The following is a 15,552-nucleotide window of genomic DNA, read 5'->3' as shown; positions in this document are numbered from 1 at the left end:
GCAGTTTTGAGCTTGCGGATGATCTGCTCCGCTGTGTGTCTGGTGCGTTTCATGGTGTAGTCCCCGGCCCAGTCTGGCCGGCTGAGGACTCTCATTCACCCTGCTCCGGCTGCCGGGGTCCACGTCAGGTGCATGATCCGATCGTCGGCCTCTGGGCTGACGGCTGGCACTCGTCCTTTAACGATCTTATTTGTCCTGGACGCGACAAGTAATGAGTCCCATGATTTGGATCAGGTGAGATGCTTGGGGCAGGTAGGAGCTTGACGGTTGCATGGCGCCGATGCCGCGCCATGGGGCTCCTGTTCCTCCCGTCTGCCGTTGAAGCGATTGATCGCTGTCCGCTGAAGGCTCATGGCATCCCTTGGCTTGGATCATCCCGAAGGGGGGGCGACGGCACGGCCACCCGTCCTTGGCGGGTGAGTCGTCTGGGCTCAGTCTGTCGAGTCGGTTTTGTGTGATGAATTCATGGCACTCACACAGCGAGTAAGTTTGTGTCGTTCGCCCATGCACCGGTTCGATAGAAGAATCCATTTCAGCGTGATTCTGGCCCATGCATGTGGAGCAGCCAGCGTGGGTGTTGTGGTGGCCGCTGGAGGCCACCTGCGGCGCCCCATGATGCGCCCCGGCTCTGTTCAACGTTGCCCCGTGGGGGAGCGGAGGGAACGGCTCAGGGCAGCCCGTTGTCCAAGTCACCCAATCGTCACGGTCCAGATCGCCATTCATCTCCGTGATGCCTTGTCATGAAACGAATTTGAAACCTGCGTACCTGTGTCAAAGACAGGTACGCAGTGCCCATGGGCCCCATGGGTGGGATCCTCCAGGGCCGAAGGCCATCGCCGATGGACGGGCCATGCCTGAGGTCTGTCCTGCCCTTGGCCGATGGGTCCCGATCGAGACCTGAATGACGTCTCTTCTGAGATCCACGATTCACATTTTGTCCTTGCCTGCGCGCGTCTGGCCATGGCGGCACGACTTGGCCAGCTCTCGATGGGCTCCAACGTGCGGATGTCGCACAACTCTGGGCCTGGAGGTCGATTTCTGTAAGCATCAGGAGCAATGGGCCAAGCAAGGACTTCGGTGGTTGGCCTCCCAGCTGTCTCGCCTGTTATTCAAAAAAAGACCAGCTTTGGGTCTTGAATGAGACAGCAGACATGCATTGATGGCTTCCTTGCGAAGGCGCCGTCTGTGGCGAGGGGCCGGCAGAGTGCTCAGCCCAGGGGCGAAGGTGATGGGCGCTGAACTCGAGTGAAGACTCGCTTGGAGCCTCGCGGCTCTCTCAGTGTGTTCTTGGATCGAGTCCTCAAAGGCGTCGTGAATGATACAAGTGAGACTATTGGAGCCTTCGTGCGCTAACGGCGCTATGCCTCATGGGCTCACCTCGCAACTGTTCGCCAAGAACCTGCCACCTGGAGTTCTGAGGTGGTGTCAAGGGGCAACGAAGTCCAACCTGGGGCCAAAGGTGCGCAGGCAAAGGGGGATCAGGTCAGCCCAGCCGTGGGCCTCATCATGGCTGCTGCAGACACCTTGCCCACTGCTCTCTTAACAGTTTAGGGCTGGCAGGCAGCCGAGCACGGGAACTGGCGTTGCTGGCCCCATTCGGGCGGATTGCCTCCCGGCCATGGGCCCGAAAATTGATTCGATGATCTCAGCTGAGACGCGGTTAACGTCCAAGACTGAAACTTGTTTGGGACGGTTTGGCGAGCTCTGAGTTCGCGCGTTGGCCCCGGTTGACAATTAGTTCGGAGTCTGAAGGCTCTTGATCAGGAAGTCGAAGTAGGGACCGGCCAGGGCGGCTTCGTCGGTGGAGAGAAGCACCAGGGAGGCGTCCTTGAGGGTGCGGATCGATTCGACCATGCCAGGGAGTGGAACCCCCAGGCTGTTGTACATCTCACGGGCCCCTTCGACGCCGATTTTCTGGATCAGCTCAGTGCTGCCGGCCAGCACTCCGTAGGTGACCAGGCGCAGGTACCAGCTGAAATCCCTCAGGCACTGGGCCCGTTGCTTCTGGCCGTAGGCGTTGCCGCCTGGGGCCACGTAATCAGGCTTACGGGAGAACAACTGAAGCGCGGCCTCATCAACGATCTTCTTCTCGTTCTCGGTGAGGGCGCGCACCACCTGCAGGCGACCCGTCCCGCCGGAGAGGTACTGAACGATCGAGCGAAGCTCACCGCCACTGGGGTACCGCAACTGGTCGTCTGCTTGGAGGATCAGATCCCGAACGACGCTCATCAACGGCACCATGCGCTCTCATACGTTATCGACAGACCCCCTTGCCTGAAAGGGATTGTGGTCGAGGTGTAACGCCCCTTTGCATCTGCCGGGCCCGGGCACCATTGCGCTCGCCGATAGGGTCGGGGGCCAAGCGCGCGGGTGTGAGCCTCGATGGATCCCCAAACCCCCAGCCTCGGCACGCGCCTGACTGTGCGGATCACGGGTCTCAACCATGAGGGCCAGGGAGTGGGCCGCACAGGCGTGCAGGTGGTGTTCGTTGACGGGGCCCTGCCCGGTGAAACGGTGGAGGTGATCGTTCGCCACCGCGCCAAGCGCCATCTGGTCGCTGAGCACCGCTCCACGCTGCTGCTCAGCCCCGAGCGGCGCAAGCCCCCCTGCATCCTGGCCGACCGCTGCGGAGGCTGCTCGCTTCAACACCTCGAGGACGGAGCCCAGGCCCGCTGGAAGCACGACACCGTGCAGCAGGCACTGCGTCGCATCGGCGGCTTCGAGCTCGACGTCGCACCGATACTGGCGGCTGAATCGCCCCTGGGCTACCGCAACCGCGCGGTGATTCCCCTCGAACGAACGGAGGAGGGCAAGCTTCGCGCTGGGTTTTACCGCAGCGGCAGCCACAGGATCGTGAACATGAACCGCTGTCCGGTGCTAGATCCCCGCTTGGATCGGCTCATTGCCCCGATCAAGGCCGATCTGGAGCAGACCGACTGGCCCGTTGATGTGGATCTGGCCGGCGAGGGCGGTTTACGGCACCTGGCCCTACGCCTGGGGCGGAACACGGGCGAGGTGCTGATCACGCTGATCAGCAGCCACCGCGATCTGCCCGACCGAGAGGTTCTGGCGGAGGCCTGGATGGAGCGCTGGCCTGAACTGGTGGGTGTCTGCCTCAACCTGCAGCCGCAAGCCTCCAATACCTTGCTCGGCCCTCAGACCGACACCCTCGCGGGACGTTCCTGGTTGCTGGAGCGTTTTGCAGCTCAAGAGCTGCGCATCGGTGCCGACACCTTCTTTCAGGTGAACACGGCTCAGGCGGAGCGCCTGTTGCCATTGCTGATCGAGGCGCTTGCTGCCAGAGCTGGCACGCGCCTGGTTGATGCCTACTGCGGCATTGGTACCTTCAGCCTGCCCTTGGCGGCGACCGGCGCCTCTGTGGTGGGGCTTGAGCAACACCCCGGATCGGTGGAGCAGGCCAGAGCCAACGCCGAGCGCAATGGGCTCGAGCGCTGCCGCTTTCTCGCCACGGAGGTGGAGACGGCACTGGAGGATGCCCTGGCCGAAGCCGATGGTCTGCTTCTGGATCCACCCCGCAAGGGCCTCGCACCCGGTGTCTGCGCCACCATCGCTGAACTGGCGCCGGCGCGGGTGGCTTACGTGAGCTGCAACCCCGCCACCTTGGCCCGTGACCTTGCCCTGTTCTGCGCCGGTGGGCGCCTTGAGCTCATCAGCGTGCAACCGATTGATTTCTTCCCCCAGACCAGTCACGTGGAGTGCCTGGCGGTCCTGCGGCGCCTCTGACTCCCTTGCTCAGCGCAGCTGAGCGTCGAACTGTTTTTCCAGGGCCTGGCGGATGCGGGAGTGGGCCTCCTCCACTTCCCCATCGGTGAGGGTGCGGCTGGCCTCGCGATAGCGCAGCCGAAACGCCTGGCTGCAGCGGTCGGCTCCCAACTGCTCACCTTCGTAGCGATCCACAAGTTCCACGTGCTCCAGCAGGGGCTTGCCGGCTTTGCGAATCGCGTGAAGCAACTGTGAAGCCAGCAAGGTGCGGGGCACCACCAGGGCCAGATCCCGTTCGGCGGCAGGAACCGTGGGGAAGGGGCTGAAGCTGGCTTGCCAGCGGTTGCGGCGGGTGGCGGCCGTGAGCAGGGGAGGCACCTCCAGTTGGAACAGGTGAGTGGCCTCGGGAAGATCCAGGGCTTCGGCCCGTTCGGGATGCAGCTGGCCGAACCAGCCCACCCCGCGGCCTTCGACCACCAACTCTGCGGCACGGCCTGGATGGAGCTGGGGCTGCTGGCGGAGGGGGCGATCCTCGCTGTCCAGGCCCAGGCTGCCCAGGGCGCGCTCCAGCAGACCGCGGGCTTCGTAGTAGCTGGGGCTGATGGGCTTGCCGCCACTGGACCAGAGCTCGGAGCTTCGGCTGCCGCTGATCACCCCCGCCAGCTGCAGGAGCTGGGGTTCCCCTTTGGCCTGCGGGCTGAAGACGTGGCCGAGTTCAAAGGCCCAGAATCCAGGGCTGCCGGCCTGGAGGTTGCGCCGAGCGGCCTCCAGGAGCTCATCGATCAGGTTGTCGCGCAGGTGTCCGTAGTCGGACAGCAGGGGATTGGCGAGGGGGAGGCGTCCGGGGCCCGCCACCACCAGGGAGAGGGCACAGGTTTCCTGCAGCCCCGCTTGGCAGAGGGCCCGTCTCAGCCGGCGTTCCACCTCCTGGGCTGGGCTCAGGCCTCCGGGGCCCAGCGGATCGGGCAGATGGGTGGCAAAGCGGTCGTAGCCCACCAGCCGCGCCACCTCCTCGATCAGATCCACCTCGCGCAGGAGGTCCAGGGCCCGGGAGGCTGGAATGGCCACCTGCCAACCCAGTTCGGTGGGTTTCAGCACGCAGCCGAGGGCCCCCAGGGTCTGCTCGATCGCGTCGTCGGGCAGATCCCCGGCTTCGCCGTCATCCACCACAGGACCGAGCAACTGGTGCAACGCATCGCGGCGCAGCGTCAAGGGTTCCGCTGGCTGTTGGGGTTTTTGGTGCAGATAGCGGCCCGTGGGTTCAGCTCCCGTCAACTCCACCAGCCATTGCACGGCCCGGTCGGCTGCCGAGAGGGTCACCTCCCGCGGCAGCCCCTTTTCGAACCGGGCACTGGCTTCGGTCCGCAGGCCGGCGCTGCGGGCGCTGCGGCGTACCTGCTGGGGCGCGAACACCGCCGCCTCCAGCCAGAGGTTGGTGGTGCCCCCGTGCACGGCGCTGGACGCCCCACCGATCACCCCCGCCAGGGCGATGGGCTGATCCGCGTAGGTCACCACAAGGGCTTCGTCATCGAGCTCCAGCGTGCTGCCATCAAGGGCTTCGAAGATCTCTCCCTCTCGCCCCTGCCGCAATCCGAGAGCCTCTGCCGCCAGGGAACCGCCGCCCAGGGCCGCCAACCGGTCACTGTCGAAGGCGTGGAGCGGCTGGCCGGTTTCCAGCATCACCAGGTTGGTGATGTCGACGACGTTGTTGACCGCCCGCAGCCCGGCGCGCTCCAGCCGTTGCTGCAACCATCGGGGCGACGGTTCGACGCGCACGCCCCGGAGGGCCGTGACGCTGAACAGGCCACCCCGCTCGATCGCCGCTTGGTGGTCGGGGCTCACCCCCAACGGCTCAGCCGCCTGGACTGGCGCCGCTGGGGCGAGGGTGAGGGAGGCATGGGTGAGTGCGGCCACCTCGCGGGCGATGCCCTGCATCGAGAGGCCATCGGGCCGGTTGGCGGTGATCGCCAGCTCGAGCACCTGATCATCAAGGCCGAGACTGGGGCCGACGGCTGTGCCCACAGGGGGCACCGACTCCAGCAACTCATCGAGTACCGCGATGCCAGCTGAGCCATCGGCGAGCCCCAATTCCTTCAGGGAGCAGATCATGCCGCTGCTGGCCACGCCTCGCAGCTCCGCCGGCTTGATCGTGAGCGTCACCGCCGGCAGGTGGGCGCCCACCAGGGCCACGGGCACGTGGAGACCGGCACGCACATTGGTCGCCCCGCAGACGATCTGCAGGGGCTGCTCGGCACCCACGTCGACGCTGCAGACACTGAGCTTGTCGGCGTTGGGGTGGGGCTCGCGGCGGCTGACATAACCCACCACCACTCCGGCGGCCTGGGCGGCGAGATCCTCGATCGACTCCACCTCGAAGCCTGCCATCGAGAGCCGCTCGGCCAGCTCAGCGGCTGGGGTGTCGCAGGCCACCAGCTCCTTGAGCCACTGGAGGGAGACCCGCATCGAACCCTGTTCGCACAAGAGATGATCTTAAGGATCAGCCCTGGGGGGGGTCTGATGGGTTGGTATGGTTGATCCCTGTCAACTTCGCTACCCATCAGCGGCGCAACGTCCTTATGGCCAAGAACAAGGGCGTCCGGATCGTGATCACTCTCGAGTGCACCGAATGCCGGTCCAACCCCGCCAAGCGTTCTCCTGGGGTGTCCCGTTACACCACCGAGAAGAACCGCCGGAACACCACCGAACGGATCGAACTCAAGAAGTTCTGCCCTCACTGCAACAAGCCCACGGTCCATAAAGAGATCAAGTGAGCTTCAGCGGTCGCTGAGCAGCCTCTTCCTCGTTCACCGTTTTTTTCGTTCCCCCATGACCAGCTCTTTTTTCAAGAAGCGTCTTTCGCCGATCAAGCCTGGTGATCCGATCGACTACAAAGATGTCGATCTACTCAAGAAGTTCATCACCGAACGGGGCAAGATTCTCCCCCGTCGTCTCACAGGCCTGACGGCAAAGCAACAACGGGACCTCACCAACGCCGTCAAGCGTGCGCGCATCGTGGCCCTGCTGCCCTTCGTCAACCCCGAGGGTTGAGCTCCAGCGGGCGGGTGCAACCTGCCCGACATTCTTTTCTTGAGCCCGCGTGCCCATCGGTGATCTGGTCGGCCTGTTCGATCGGCAGGCCCCCACGCTTGGTTTGATCGCCGCCGTACAGGGCAGCCGAGCAGCGGTGCTGGTGGGTTTTGGGGCCAAATCCCAGCTCTTGCCCTTGCGTCAGCTTGATTTGATTCAGGCTCTGCCTCGCGGACATGAGCCCGTCAGCCGGTTGGAGGTCGCTCCTTGGGGCCTCACAGAAGCAGCCTTGGCTGCGGCCAGGCCCCGGCGCCGCGACTGGGGAGCCGCCTGGCTCCTTCTCGATGGTGATGGCGAGTTTCTCCCCTTCGCTGAGTTCGTCGGCCTGGTGGCCGGATCTTCCACCCCGGTGGCCGCTTCGGCCTGCTGGTTGGAGCTGCAGCGCCCGGGTCAGGATCTGTTTCGTTGGCGTCAGGGGCAGGTCCAAGCTCGCCCCCGGCAGGATCTCCATGCCCTGCGCCACGGCCGCCGTCACCAACGCTTGTTGATCCAGCACCAGCAGCAGTGGCATGACGCCCTGCGCCAACGGCGGCCGATTGATCCGGCGCAGTTGTCGCCAGTGTCGCGTCAGGAGCTTGGGCAGCTGCTGGCCTGGGCGGCCGGAGAGCAGGACCAGCCGCTCGGCCCCGAGCTGCTCAAGGGTTTGCAGCAGGCGCGGGTGGCCCCTGAACCAGGGGCCCTGCGTCATCTGCTGGTGGATCTGGGCCAGTGGCAGGCCCATAGCCTTCCTTCCCTGCGCCAAAGTGTTTGGTCGGCGGGGTTCAGCCCGGAGTTGATCGCCCAGGCCGATGCCTTGGTGGAGCGCTGCGGGGAGCCCCAGCCTGGGGATGGGCAGCGGTTCGATCTCACGGGATTGCGCAGCTTCACGATCGACGATCCCCTCACCCGCGAGATCGACGACGCGCTCTCGCTTGAGCGCCTGGCGGCCGGCCGCCAGCGGCTCTGGGTGCACATTGCTGATCCGGCACGGCTGGTGGCCGAGGGCAGTCCGCTGGATCTGGAGGCCCGGCGACGCGCCTCCAGCCTTTACCTCGCTGGCGGCAGCGTGCCGATGTTTCCGCTGGAGTTGGCGGCGGGCCCGTTCAGCTTGCGCCAGGGGGAGCGATGCGCGGCCTGGAGCTATGGCATCGATCTCCACGACGATGGCAGCCTCGCGGGCTATGAGCTCCGGCGCAGCTGGGTGCGGCCGACCTACCGACTCAGCTACGAGGACGCTGACGACTTGATTGAACTGGCGCCGCCGGAGGATCCCGATCTCTCCGAGCTCCATCTCTTGTTGGAGAGCCGCCGCCGCTGGCGTGAGCGCCAGGGGGCGCTGCTGCTGGATCAGAGCGAGGGACGAATCCGCTGCGAAGACGATGAGCCGCTCGTGGAGGTGGTGGAGCCCTCCCCGGCACGGTTGCTGGTGGCCGAGGCGATGATCATGGCTGGTGCCGCGGTGGCGGACTACGGCGTCTGCCATGGCCTGGCCCTGCCCTATCGCAGCCAGTCCCCCAGCCCCCTGCCTCCAGCTGAGCAGTGGGAGCATCTGGCACCCGGTCCCGTCCGTCACGCCACCCTGCGCCGGGGCCTCACGCGCGGTCTCACGGGGACCCAGCCCGCTCCCCACTTCAGCCTGGGGCTGCCGGCTTACGTGCAGGCCACCTCCCCGATTCGGCGCTATGGCGACCTGGTGGTGCAGCGGCAATTGCTGGCCCATCAGGCGGGTGACATCCCTCTGGAAGCGTCAGCCCTGGCCGGCTTGCTCGACCAGCTCGATCCTGCCCTGCGCCAGACGATTCAGATCGCCCGTGAGGATCAGCGCCACTGGCAACAGGTCTGGTTCGAGCGCCACCTAGACGGCTCCTGGCCGGCCCTGTTCCTGCGCTGGTTGCGTCAGCAGGACGGCCTGGCCTTGGTGCATCTCGATGCCCTCGCCATGGATCTGCCGGCCCTTGCTCCTGAGGGCTGTGAACCCGGCGATGGGCTGGTGGTGCGGGTGGGCGAGGTGGATTGCCTCGCTGATCGGCTCAGGTTGCTGGCGGTGCGCTCAACGGGCCAGCCGTGAGACGCGCAGCCACGGGCCCCAGGGGTTGGCGGTGCCGATCAAGACCACCTCGGTGGGGCGCTCTAGCTGGTTGAGCCAGCGGTGGAGCTGCGGCTCGAGGGTGATCACGGGCCACTGGTCCGTTGCTGTCGTGAGCTGGTAGCGCCCCTGGCCATCTGGATGCAGGGTGCCGGACCAGTGCGCCTCGCCAGGTTCGGCCGGGATTTGGTGGTTTGGTGATTCGGGGGCGTTCGGCCAGAGCCCATCGCTCCCCAGGACCGATGGATCCAGCAGGGCAGACCGCTGGCGTTCGCGCCAATCGGGATGGTGCCAGGGGGTGTCCCAGAGGGGCAGGGGCCCGGCCGGGGCCTGGGCCTCGCTGATCAGCTGCTCCTGCAGCTCTCGCACGGGGAGATCGGCCGGCCGGATCCCCTGATGCACGCAGAGAGCTGCCGCCAGCCCCGCCGCTTGGCCGACATTAAGCACCAGGGGCTGCAGCCGCGTGGCGCCATTGGCCATGTGGCTCGTGCCGATCGCCTTGTCGGCGGCAAGGAGGTTCTCCACGTCGGCGCTGATCAAGGCGCCGTACGGGATGGTGAAGGGGGTGCCGCTCCAGCGCCCGCCCCAGGGACAGGCCTTGGGAGCCAGGGGCCAATCGGGGCCTGGGTAGTGGTGGTCGTTGACGTAGTTGCCGACGGCGATGGCTTGCACCTGGCGCTTGTCATCGAACGGCAGCGGTGCGATCGAGGCGCCCGGACCCTGGGGTAGGAGATCCTGTTCCCGCACCAGCGAGCGGGCCACCAGCCGGCGACCTTCGCGCCAGTAGGGCATCAGGGCGAGGCTCTGATCCCCCTCCGGGCCCTCCGCCGCAGAGGCCGGGGGCGTGAGGCCAGGAAACGCATGTCCGGGCTTTAACCAGCCGTCCGTGGCCTGCTCAAGGGTGCTGAGAAAGTGCAGGCTGTGCTGGCGCATCGCCTGGGCGAGCTCTTCCTCCTGGCCAGGGTCGCCGCTGAAGGCCCGATCGAGGTCCCTGTGCCAGTCGTTGCCATGGAGGGGCCAATTGAGCATGACCAAGCCCCCGGGCAGGCGTCCGTAGGTGAGGGTGCGCCCCAGGCCGAAGGACGCGGTGGCCTGCTCGAATGGAGAGGCCAAGCCAGAGCCCTTGATCGGAGCGCCTCCCTCTCCCAGCTGCCCCATCACCACCCAGGTGGGCGACTGCACGGGTTGTTGTCTGAAAAACGGATCGGATTCCAGCCGGGCGCGGCTGGGGGCACTGGGTTCCTGCCACTGCTCATGGGATTCCCAGCCCAGCCGGAAGGGGGCCTGGGCCAGGGGCAGCAGCTCGCCGCGATCGCTCCCATCCACCGCCACCTCCAGGGCCACGCGCCTGGGGCCAGCGGGGGTCTCCAGCTCCAGGGCGGTGAGGCGCGCTCCCCGGCGATGGGCCGCTAGCAGGGTGCAGTTGGGCCACCAGCGCAGGCGCGCTTCGGCGGCCAACCAACGCCGGAGCACGCGCTCGGCGCTCGCGGGCCGGTAGCCGAAGCAGCTCACCCAGTTGTGATCCAGCCCCTCGGGCTCCTCCAGGCGCAGGGCCCGCAGCAGCGCCCCCCACAGCCCCGTTTGCCACGGGCTGAGTTCATTGCCGTCAGGGGCACAGACGCCCGCGGCACTCACCATCCCCCCCAGCCAGGGCCCGGGGGTGAGCAACAGGGTGTCGGCGCCGCTGCGGGCCGCCTGCAGGGCCGCCGCCACACCACCGCTGCCCCCACCCCAGACCACGACGGCCGCCCGTTCTGTGCTGATGGCCATCAATGGTTGGCGGCCTGGGGGGCGTCCGCCAGGCTGGTCAGACAACCCAAGCGCAGAGCCACAAGTTGGTTATAGAGCGGATTGATGGTGCACATCGGCGGCACGTGCACCACCTTGTGACCGAAGAGGATGATGTCGCGCTCAAAGGGGCACTGCGCCGGAATCAGGTGCACCAGGAAGCCCGCCACGGCAGGGTCGTGGGGATTGAGGCCATCCAACCAGCGGCGCACTCCGTCGAGTGCTTCTCCCTCGGGATGGAGCCCCGTCAGAACGGCGCCGCCGACCTCCAGAAGGGCTGACCAGTGCTGGATCAGCGCGAACTCCTCGCGGCTGAGATGGCCTTCGGCCAAGGCCACGATGACGGCCGTGCGCAGGAAGTTTTCCGCTTCTGGCGTGCCCCTGGCCAGCACACTCAGGAGATCTGCATCACTGACATCAGGGGATGCCTGCCAGGGCTTCTGCGCCAGATCCGTGCCCAACTGCTCGGCCAGCAACCGTGCCTCCTCAGCACTGAAGTCCCCGTCGGCCAAGGCCAGCTGGTGCAAAGCAACCAACGAGGGGCCGGGGCTTGAAAGGGGGTGATCCATGGCAGATCAGAGCAGGATGAAAAGCTGTGCTGGTTAGGATCCGCCCCCGGCGCGGGACCGCCTTTGCGGTGCAGCGGGCCCAATGACACCGCCGATGACCTTCACCCTCACCACACCGCTCTACTACGTCAACGACAGGCCCCACCTCGGTAGCGCCTACACCACCCTGGCCTGTGATGCGCTGGCCCGCTTCGAGCGGCTTCGGGGGAATCCGGTGATGTTCATCACCGGCTGCGATGAACATGGCCAGAAGATTCAACGCACGGCTGAGGCCGCCGGTCTGAGTCCTCAGGCCCATTGCGACGCGGTCAGTGCCCAGTTCCAGGAGCTCTGGCAGCGCTGGCAGATCAGCAACGACCGGATGATCCGCACCACCGACCCCAGACACCGGAGCTTGGTGGAGCAATTCTTCGCCCGGGTGCAGGCCCACGGCGACATCATCGAGGGGCGACAGCAGGGCTGGTACTGCGTGGCCTGCGAGGAGTTCAAGGACGACCCCCACGAGGTCCAAGATCCTGAATGCAGCATCCACCGCCGGCCCCTGGAGTGGCGTGACGAGCTCAACCTCTTTTTCCGCCTGTCCCGTTACCAGGCAGCGATCGAGGCACTGATCGTCCAAGAGGGCTTCATCCAGCCCGCCAGCCGGCGCAAGGAGGTGGAGAATTTCGTGGCCCAGGGCCTGCGTGACTTCTCGATTTCCCGCGTCAACCTGCCCTGGGGCATTCCGGTACCGGGTCATGCCGGGCACACGTTTTACGTGTGGTTCGACGCCCTCCTGGGCTACCTCACGGCTCTGCTGGAGCCTGGCGACGAAGCTGATCTCGCTACCGCCCTGTCCCGCGGCTGGCCCGCCCATGTGCACGTGATCGGCAAGGACATTCTTCGTTTCCATGCCGTCTACTGGCCGGCGATGCTGCTCTCCGCCGGCCTGGAGCCGCCGAAGCGTGTGTACGGCCATGGCTTCCTCACCCGCGAGGGCCAGAAGATGGGCAAATCCCTGGGTAACGTGCTCGATCCGGTCGCACTGCTCGATCGCTGTGGCCGCGATGCCCTCCGCTGGTATCTCCTGCGTGACATCGCCTTCGGCGATGACGGGGACTTCCAGCAGCAGCGCCTCGTCGATCTGGTCAACAACGATCTGGCCAACACGATCGGCAACCTGCTCAACCGCACCTCCTCGATGGCAAGGCGCTGGTTCGACGGCGCCGTGCCGCCCGCTGGTGCCACCCGTGCGGGAGACCACCCATTGGCCCAGGCCGCCACGGGGGCGCGGGATTCAGTGATTGCGTCTCTGGAGCGCCTTGACTTTCAGTCCGCCGCCCAGGCTGCCCTTCAATTGGCGATCACGGCCAACGGCTTCCTCAACGAGCGCGCCCCTTGGAGCCGCATCAAGCAGGAGGGAGCCTCGACGGGCGTGGGGGAAGACCTCTATGCGGTTTTGGAATCGGCCCGGCTGGTGGCCTTGCTGATCGCACCACTGGTCCCGGATCTCTCCGGGCGGATGCTGGAGCAATTGGGGCAATCGCCCTTGACCAGCGGTGTTCCGAAGGGGTTGCTGTCCGGGGCCGACGATCCAGCCGCCTCTCTTGATGTCCCCTGGCTGGAGCGCCTGTGCTGGGGTGGCCTGGACCCCGGCCAGCTTCTACCGGAGCCCCAGCCGGTGATGGCTCGCCTGGAACTGGATGCACCCCTGTGAGGCGCCTGCACCCCTTCGCCTTGCTTCTCCTCCTGCCCCTCGCGGGGTGCTGGTCGACACCGGTGCGCCAGGAGAAGCCCCTGCCCTTTGTGTTCCGCAGTCTCAACCTGCGTCAACAGGACAGCCAGGGGCGCCCGGCCTGGGAACTGCGGAGTCCTGAGGCCCGCTACGAGCTGGCTGCCCGGATGGCCTACGTCCGTTTCCCCCGTGGGGTGATCTATACGGCTGGCCAGGCCCGCTATCGCATTCGGGCCGCAAGGGGCACGGTGTTCAACGATGGTGAGCGCATCACCCTTGAGCAGGGTGTCACCATCGAGGTGATCGGCGACCGGCCGGTGCAGATCACGGGCGATCGGGTGAACTGGATTCCGCGCCAGCAGCTGATGGAAATCGATCGCCGTCCGGTGGCGCTTGACGACCAATCCCGGCTCAGCGCAAGCACGGCCCGCTTCCGCTTGGATCTCGATCGGATTGAACTTCGCGGCCAACCCAAGCTCGAGCGGTGGGAAGCCCAGCCGGGTCCAGCCGTGGGACAGAAGGGAGCGGCGCCGATTGCGCCCAAGGGTCAGACAACGGCCCCAAGCCAGCGCCAGGGACCGCCCAAGACGGTGCTCATGGTGGCCACCGTCGATTGGCATCCCGGCAGTGGAAGCCTGTTGGGCAGCGGTCCGGTTCAGGGCATCCGCAAGGGTGACAAAGGCAGCCGTCAGCTGTTGAGCGCTTCTCGGCTGGTGGGCAACACCCGAGAGCAGTGGCTGGATTTTCAGGCGCCGGTGAAACTCACTGACACAGCCCAAAAAGCCTTGCTGCAGGCTGGTCTGAGCCGCTGGAACTTCGGCACCCAACGCATCACCAGCGCACGGCCCTTCTCGGCCGTTGTGGGGCAGCTCCGGATTCAGGGGTCTTCATTTGAGATTCAACAGAAGGAGCAGAGCGTCGTTGTGCCCCAGGCCTGCGACCTGCGTCAACCCGGCGATTGGCTCCAGGCGACGGCTTGCCACTGGAACTGGACCACCCAGGCGTTCAAGGCCACCGGAGGAGTTCTTCTGCGGCGCACGGCCAACAAGCAAGTGACCCGCGCCAGCGAGGTCAGCGGCTCCCTGGGCGCGAAGGGGCTGGCCGTGTTCACAACTCCTGGGGGCCGGGTCAGCTCCCTCCTGGAACTCCCTCCGAAGGCTCCCCAGAGGGCCCCCAGCGCTCCAGTGCTGTTCTGAGCCTCTGGGCCCAGCCCTGGAGCCAGGCCTCATCGCTGCGGCTGAAACAACGGGTTGACCAGCCCCCCAGCAGCACCCAGCCCTGGGAGCCCAACGGCTGAATCAACACCGCGGGCACACCGTCGGGCAGGCCGATGAATTCAGCCCGGCCCGGGTAGAGCGCCAGGTTGACCAGGGAGATCGCCCGTTCCGTGGCGCTGGCGCGGGAACAGATCGCCCCCGGGCTGAAGCACGCGGTGGCCAGCACCCCTCGCCGCACCAGGGTCCGCCCCCGCCAGTGCACCAGCACCGAGGCCGCCGGGGTGGCCGTGAGCAGCATTTGAGTGCCCCAACCCAGTTCCTCCGCCAGGGGTTCGGGTAGACCTGCCACAAGCTCAAGACCCTGGCGACCCTCCAACACCACCCGTTCCGGAGCCTCCGGCTGGATGCGGGTCCAGAGCAGTGCCACGAGCATCAACCCCACTGACAACAGGCCGGCGAGCACTCCTGAGCGCTGTAGGGCGGGGCTGAGCTCCGCCGTCGTCCACTGATTGGTCACGCACAGGGTCAGCCCCAGCAGCCCTGAGGCCAGCGTCACCCTCGCGGCGAGGGGAATCCCCATGGCCTCCATTGCCACCACCGCCTCCAACGCTGGCACAGGGCCCACCCTGATCTCCTCTGACGTCCGCGACAGAGCGGGCCCCGAAGGGCAAACTGGTTCGGTGTTTTCTTCGCAGGCCTGTGGTACGCGCCCTCCGCCGCTTCCTGCTCGCTCTGCCTGCTCTTGCGCTGGCTCTGGTGCTGGGTTTGTCCCCCGCCCCGGCTGCCTGGGCCGTCGCGCTGCAGGATTTTCCGGAGCGCCCTCCCGCCGAACGGGTGCTGGATCATTCCGCCGTGCTCAGTCGCGCGGCGATCGCTGATCTGGAGCGCCGGCTGGGGCAGCTGTCCGCCGATCACATCGAAGCCCACCTGATCACCCTGGGACGTCTTGATTACGGCCTGTCGCTGGATCAACTGGCACAGCAACTGGTGGAGCAGTGGGACGTGGCGGCGCCCGATGAGGCCACGCTGCTGGTGTTGATTGAGACCCAGAACAACACGGCCGCGATCGCTGCTTCACCCGAGTTGCTCGAGCAGTTGCCCCCCGCTCTGCTGGAGAGCACGGCCGCCAGCACGATGGGTGTGCCTCTCCGTGACGGCGCCCGCTACCGCCAGGCCTCACTTGAGGCGCTGGAGCGTCTGGAAGTGGTGCTTTCGGGCGGAGAAGACCCAGGCCCACCTGTGCAGATCGAGCGTAAGGCGGTTGAATCCAACATCCCCAGTGTCGAGCAAACCGCCTCCAGCAATGCCACCACCTGGGTGATCGTGTTGCTGGTGCTGGGCACCGTCGTGCCGATGCTGACCTGGTGGGTGTTCTCCCGCTAATCACAC

11 protein-coding genes and 1 pseudogene are annotated in these 15,552 nt (G+C 66.3%); 7 read left to right on the top strand and 5 right to left on the bottom strand.

All coding sequences use genetic code 11. The features are described from left to right. Window positions 1-1,734: 1,734 nt before the first annotated feature. The gene (locus tag KBY88_RS12395; protein ID WP_254940245.1) at window positions 1,735-2,229 is read right to left on the bottom strand and encodes an allophycocyanin subunit alpha-B; all 495 of its coding nucleotides are present in this window, start codon (window positions 2,227-2,229) and stop codon (window positions 1,735-1,737) included. A gap of 153 nt (window positions 2,230-2,382) precedes the next feature. On the opposite strand from KBY88_RS12395, the gene rlmD reads away from it, so the two are divergent. Continuing rightward, window positions 2,383-3,744 (top strand): 23S rRNA (uracil(1939)-C(5))-methyltransferase RlmD, encoded by a 1,362-nt coding sequence (rlmD, locus tag KBY88_RS12390; protein WP_254940244.1) that lies wholly within the window; start codon window positions 2,383-2,385, stop codon window positions 3,742-3,744. Between the two features lie 9 nt (window positions 3,745-3,753). On the opposite strand, the gene pheT is transcribed toward rlmD, so the two are convergent. Further along, on the bottom strand, window positions 3,754-6,186 hold the full coding sequence (gene pheT, locus KBY88_RS12385) for a phenylalanine--tRNA ligase subunit beta (protein ID WP_254940243.1): 2,433 nt from the start codon (window positions 6,184-6,186) through the stop codon (window positions 3,754-3,756). Between the two features lie 113 nt (window positions 6,187-6,299). Between pheT and rpmG the strand changes: the two genes are divergently transcribed. The 3 genes and pseudogenes from rpmG to KBY88_RS12370 form a co-directional block, all read left to right on the top strand. Beyond that, window positions 6,300-6,494, top strand: coding sequence for a 50S ribosomal protein L33 (gene rpmG / locus KBY88_RS12380; RefSeq protein WP_254940242.1), 195 nt, complete (start codon window positions 6,300-6,302; stop codon window positions 6,492-6,494). Between the two features lie 55 nt (window positions 6,495-6,549). Next, window positions 6,550-6,771, top strand: a complete 222-nt coding sequence (gene rpsR, locus KBY88_RS12375) for a 30S ribosomal protein S18 (protein WP_254940241.1) — start codon at window positions 6,550-6,552, stop codon at window positions 6,769-6,771. 49 nt (window positions 6,772-6,820) lie between these two features. Next, a pseudogene (locus KBY88_RS12370) lies at window positions 6,821-8,449 on the top strand (ribonuclease catalytic domain-containing protein); the annotation flags it as partial. A gap of 390 nt (window positions 8,450-8,839) precedes the next feature. Here the strand turns inward: KBY88_RS12370 and KBY88_RS12365 are convergent. Continuing rightward, entirely contained in the window at window positions 8,840-10,645 is a 1,806-nt protein-coding gene (locus KBY88_RS12365) for an FAD-dependent oxidoreductase (RefSeq protein WP_254940239.1), read from the bottom strand. Beyond that, complete coding sequence (locus KBY88_RS12360; protein ID WP_254940238.1) at window positions 10,645-11,232, bottom strand: Mo-dependent nitrogenase C-terminal domain-containing protein; 588 nt, start codon at window positions 11,230-11,232, stop codon at window positions 10,645-10,647. Before KBY88_RS12360 ends, KBY88_RS12365 begins: the two co-directional genes overlap by 1 nt. A 94-nt stretch (window positions 11,233-11,326) precedes the next feature. On the opposite strand from KBY88_RS12360, the gene KBY88_RS12355 reads away from it, so the two are divergent. Beyond that, window positions 11,327-12,928, top strand: coding sequence for a methionine--tRNA ligase (locus KBY88_RS12355; RefSeq protein WP_254940237.1), 1,602 nt, complete (start codon window positions 11,327-11,329; stop codon window positions 12,926-12,928). A gap of 20 nt (window positions 12,929-12,948) precedes the next feature. Then, window positions 12,949-14,142, top strand: coding sequence for an LPS export ABC transporter periplasmic protein LptC (lptC, locus tag KBY88_RS12350; protein WP_254940236.1), 1,194 nt, complete (start codon window positions 12,949-12,951; stop codon window positions 14,140-14,142). Here the strand turns inward: lptC and KBY88_RS12345 are convergent. Continuing rightward, window positions 14,075-14,743, bottom strand: a complete 669-nt coding sequence (locus KBY88_RS12345) for a cofactor assembly of complex C subunit B (RefSeq protein ID WP_261348792.1) — start codon at window positions 14,741-14,743, stop codon at window positions 14,075-14,077. The genes lptC and KBY88_RS12345 overlap by 68 nt on opposite strands. A 119-nt stretch (window positions 14,744-14,862) precedes the next feature. Here KBY88_RS12345 and psb32 point away from each other — a divergent pair, with 119 nt between their 5' ends. Then, entirely contained in the window at window positions 14,863-15,546 is a 684-nt protein-coding gene (gene psb32, locus KBY88_RS12340) for a photosystem II repair protein Psb32 (RefSeq protein ID WP_254940235.1), read from the top strand. The last annotated feature ends 6 nt before the right edge of the window (window positions 15,547-15,552 follow it).

Source organism: Cyanobium sp. Morenito 9A2 (assembly GCF_024345575.1).
GTDB lineage: Bacteria > Cyanobacteriota > Cyanobacteriia > PCC-6307 > Cyanobiaceae > ATX-6F1.
Note: the sequence above shows the minus strand (reverse complement) of the source record. Positions and strands in the feature narration are given on the sequence as shown.

What these genes read in the sequence shown, in the direction of transcription:
- KBY88_RS12395 (WP_254940245.1), bottom strand. Translation starts at nt 2,229, where the DNA reads ATGAGCGTCGTTCGGGATCTGATCCTCCAAGCAGACGACCAGTTGCGG.
- rlmD (WP_254940244.1), top strand. Translation starts at nt 2,383, where the DNA reads ATGGATCCCCAAACCCCCAGCCTCGGCACGCGCCTGACTGTGCGGATC.
- pheT (WP_254940243.1), bottom strand. Translation starts at nt 6,186, where the DNA reads ATGCGGGTCTCCCTCCAGTGGCTCAAGGAGCTGGTGGCCTGCGACACC.
- rpmG (WP_254940242.1), top strand. Translation starts at nt 6,300, where the DNA reads ATGGCCAAGAACAAGGGCGTCCGGATCGTGATCACTCTCGAGTGCACC.
- rpsR (WP_254940241.1), top strand. Translation starts at nt 6,550, where the DNA reads ATGACCAGCTCTTTTTTCAAGAAGCGTCTTTCGCCGATCAAGCCTGGT.
- KBY88_RS12365 (WP_254940239.1), bottom strand. Translation starts at nt 10,645, where the DNA reads ATGGCCATCAGCACAGAACGGGCGGCCGTCGTGGTCTGGGGTGGGGGC.
- KBY88_RS12360 (WP_254940238.1), bottom strand. Translation starts at nt 11,232, where the DNA reads ATGGATCACCCCCTTTCAAGCCCCGGCCCCTCGTTGGTTGCTTTGCAC.
- KBY88_RS12355 (WP_254940237.1), top strand. Translation starts at nt 11,327, where the DNA reads ATGACCTTCACCCTCACCACACCGCTCTACTACGTCAACGACAGGCCC.
- KBY88_RS12345 (WP_261348792.1), bottom strand. Translation starts at nt 14,743, where the DNA reads ATGGGGATTCCCCTCGCCGCGAGGGTGACGCTGGCCTCAGGGCTGCTG.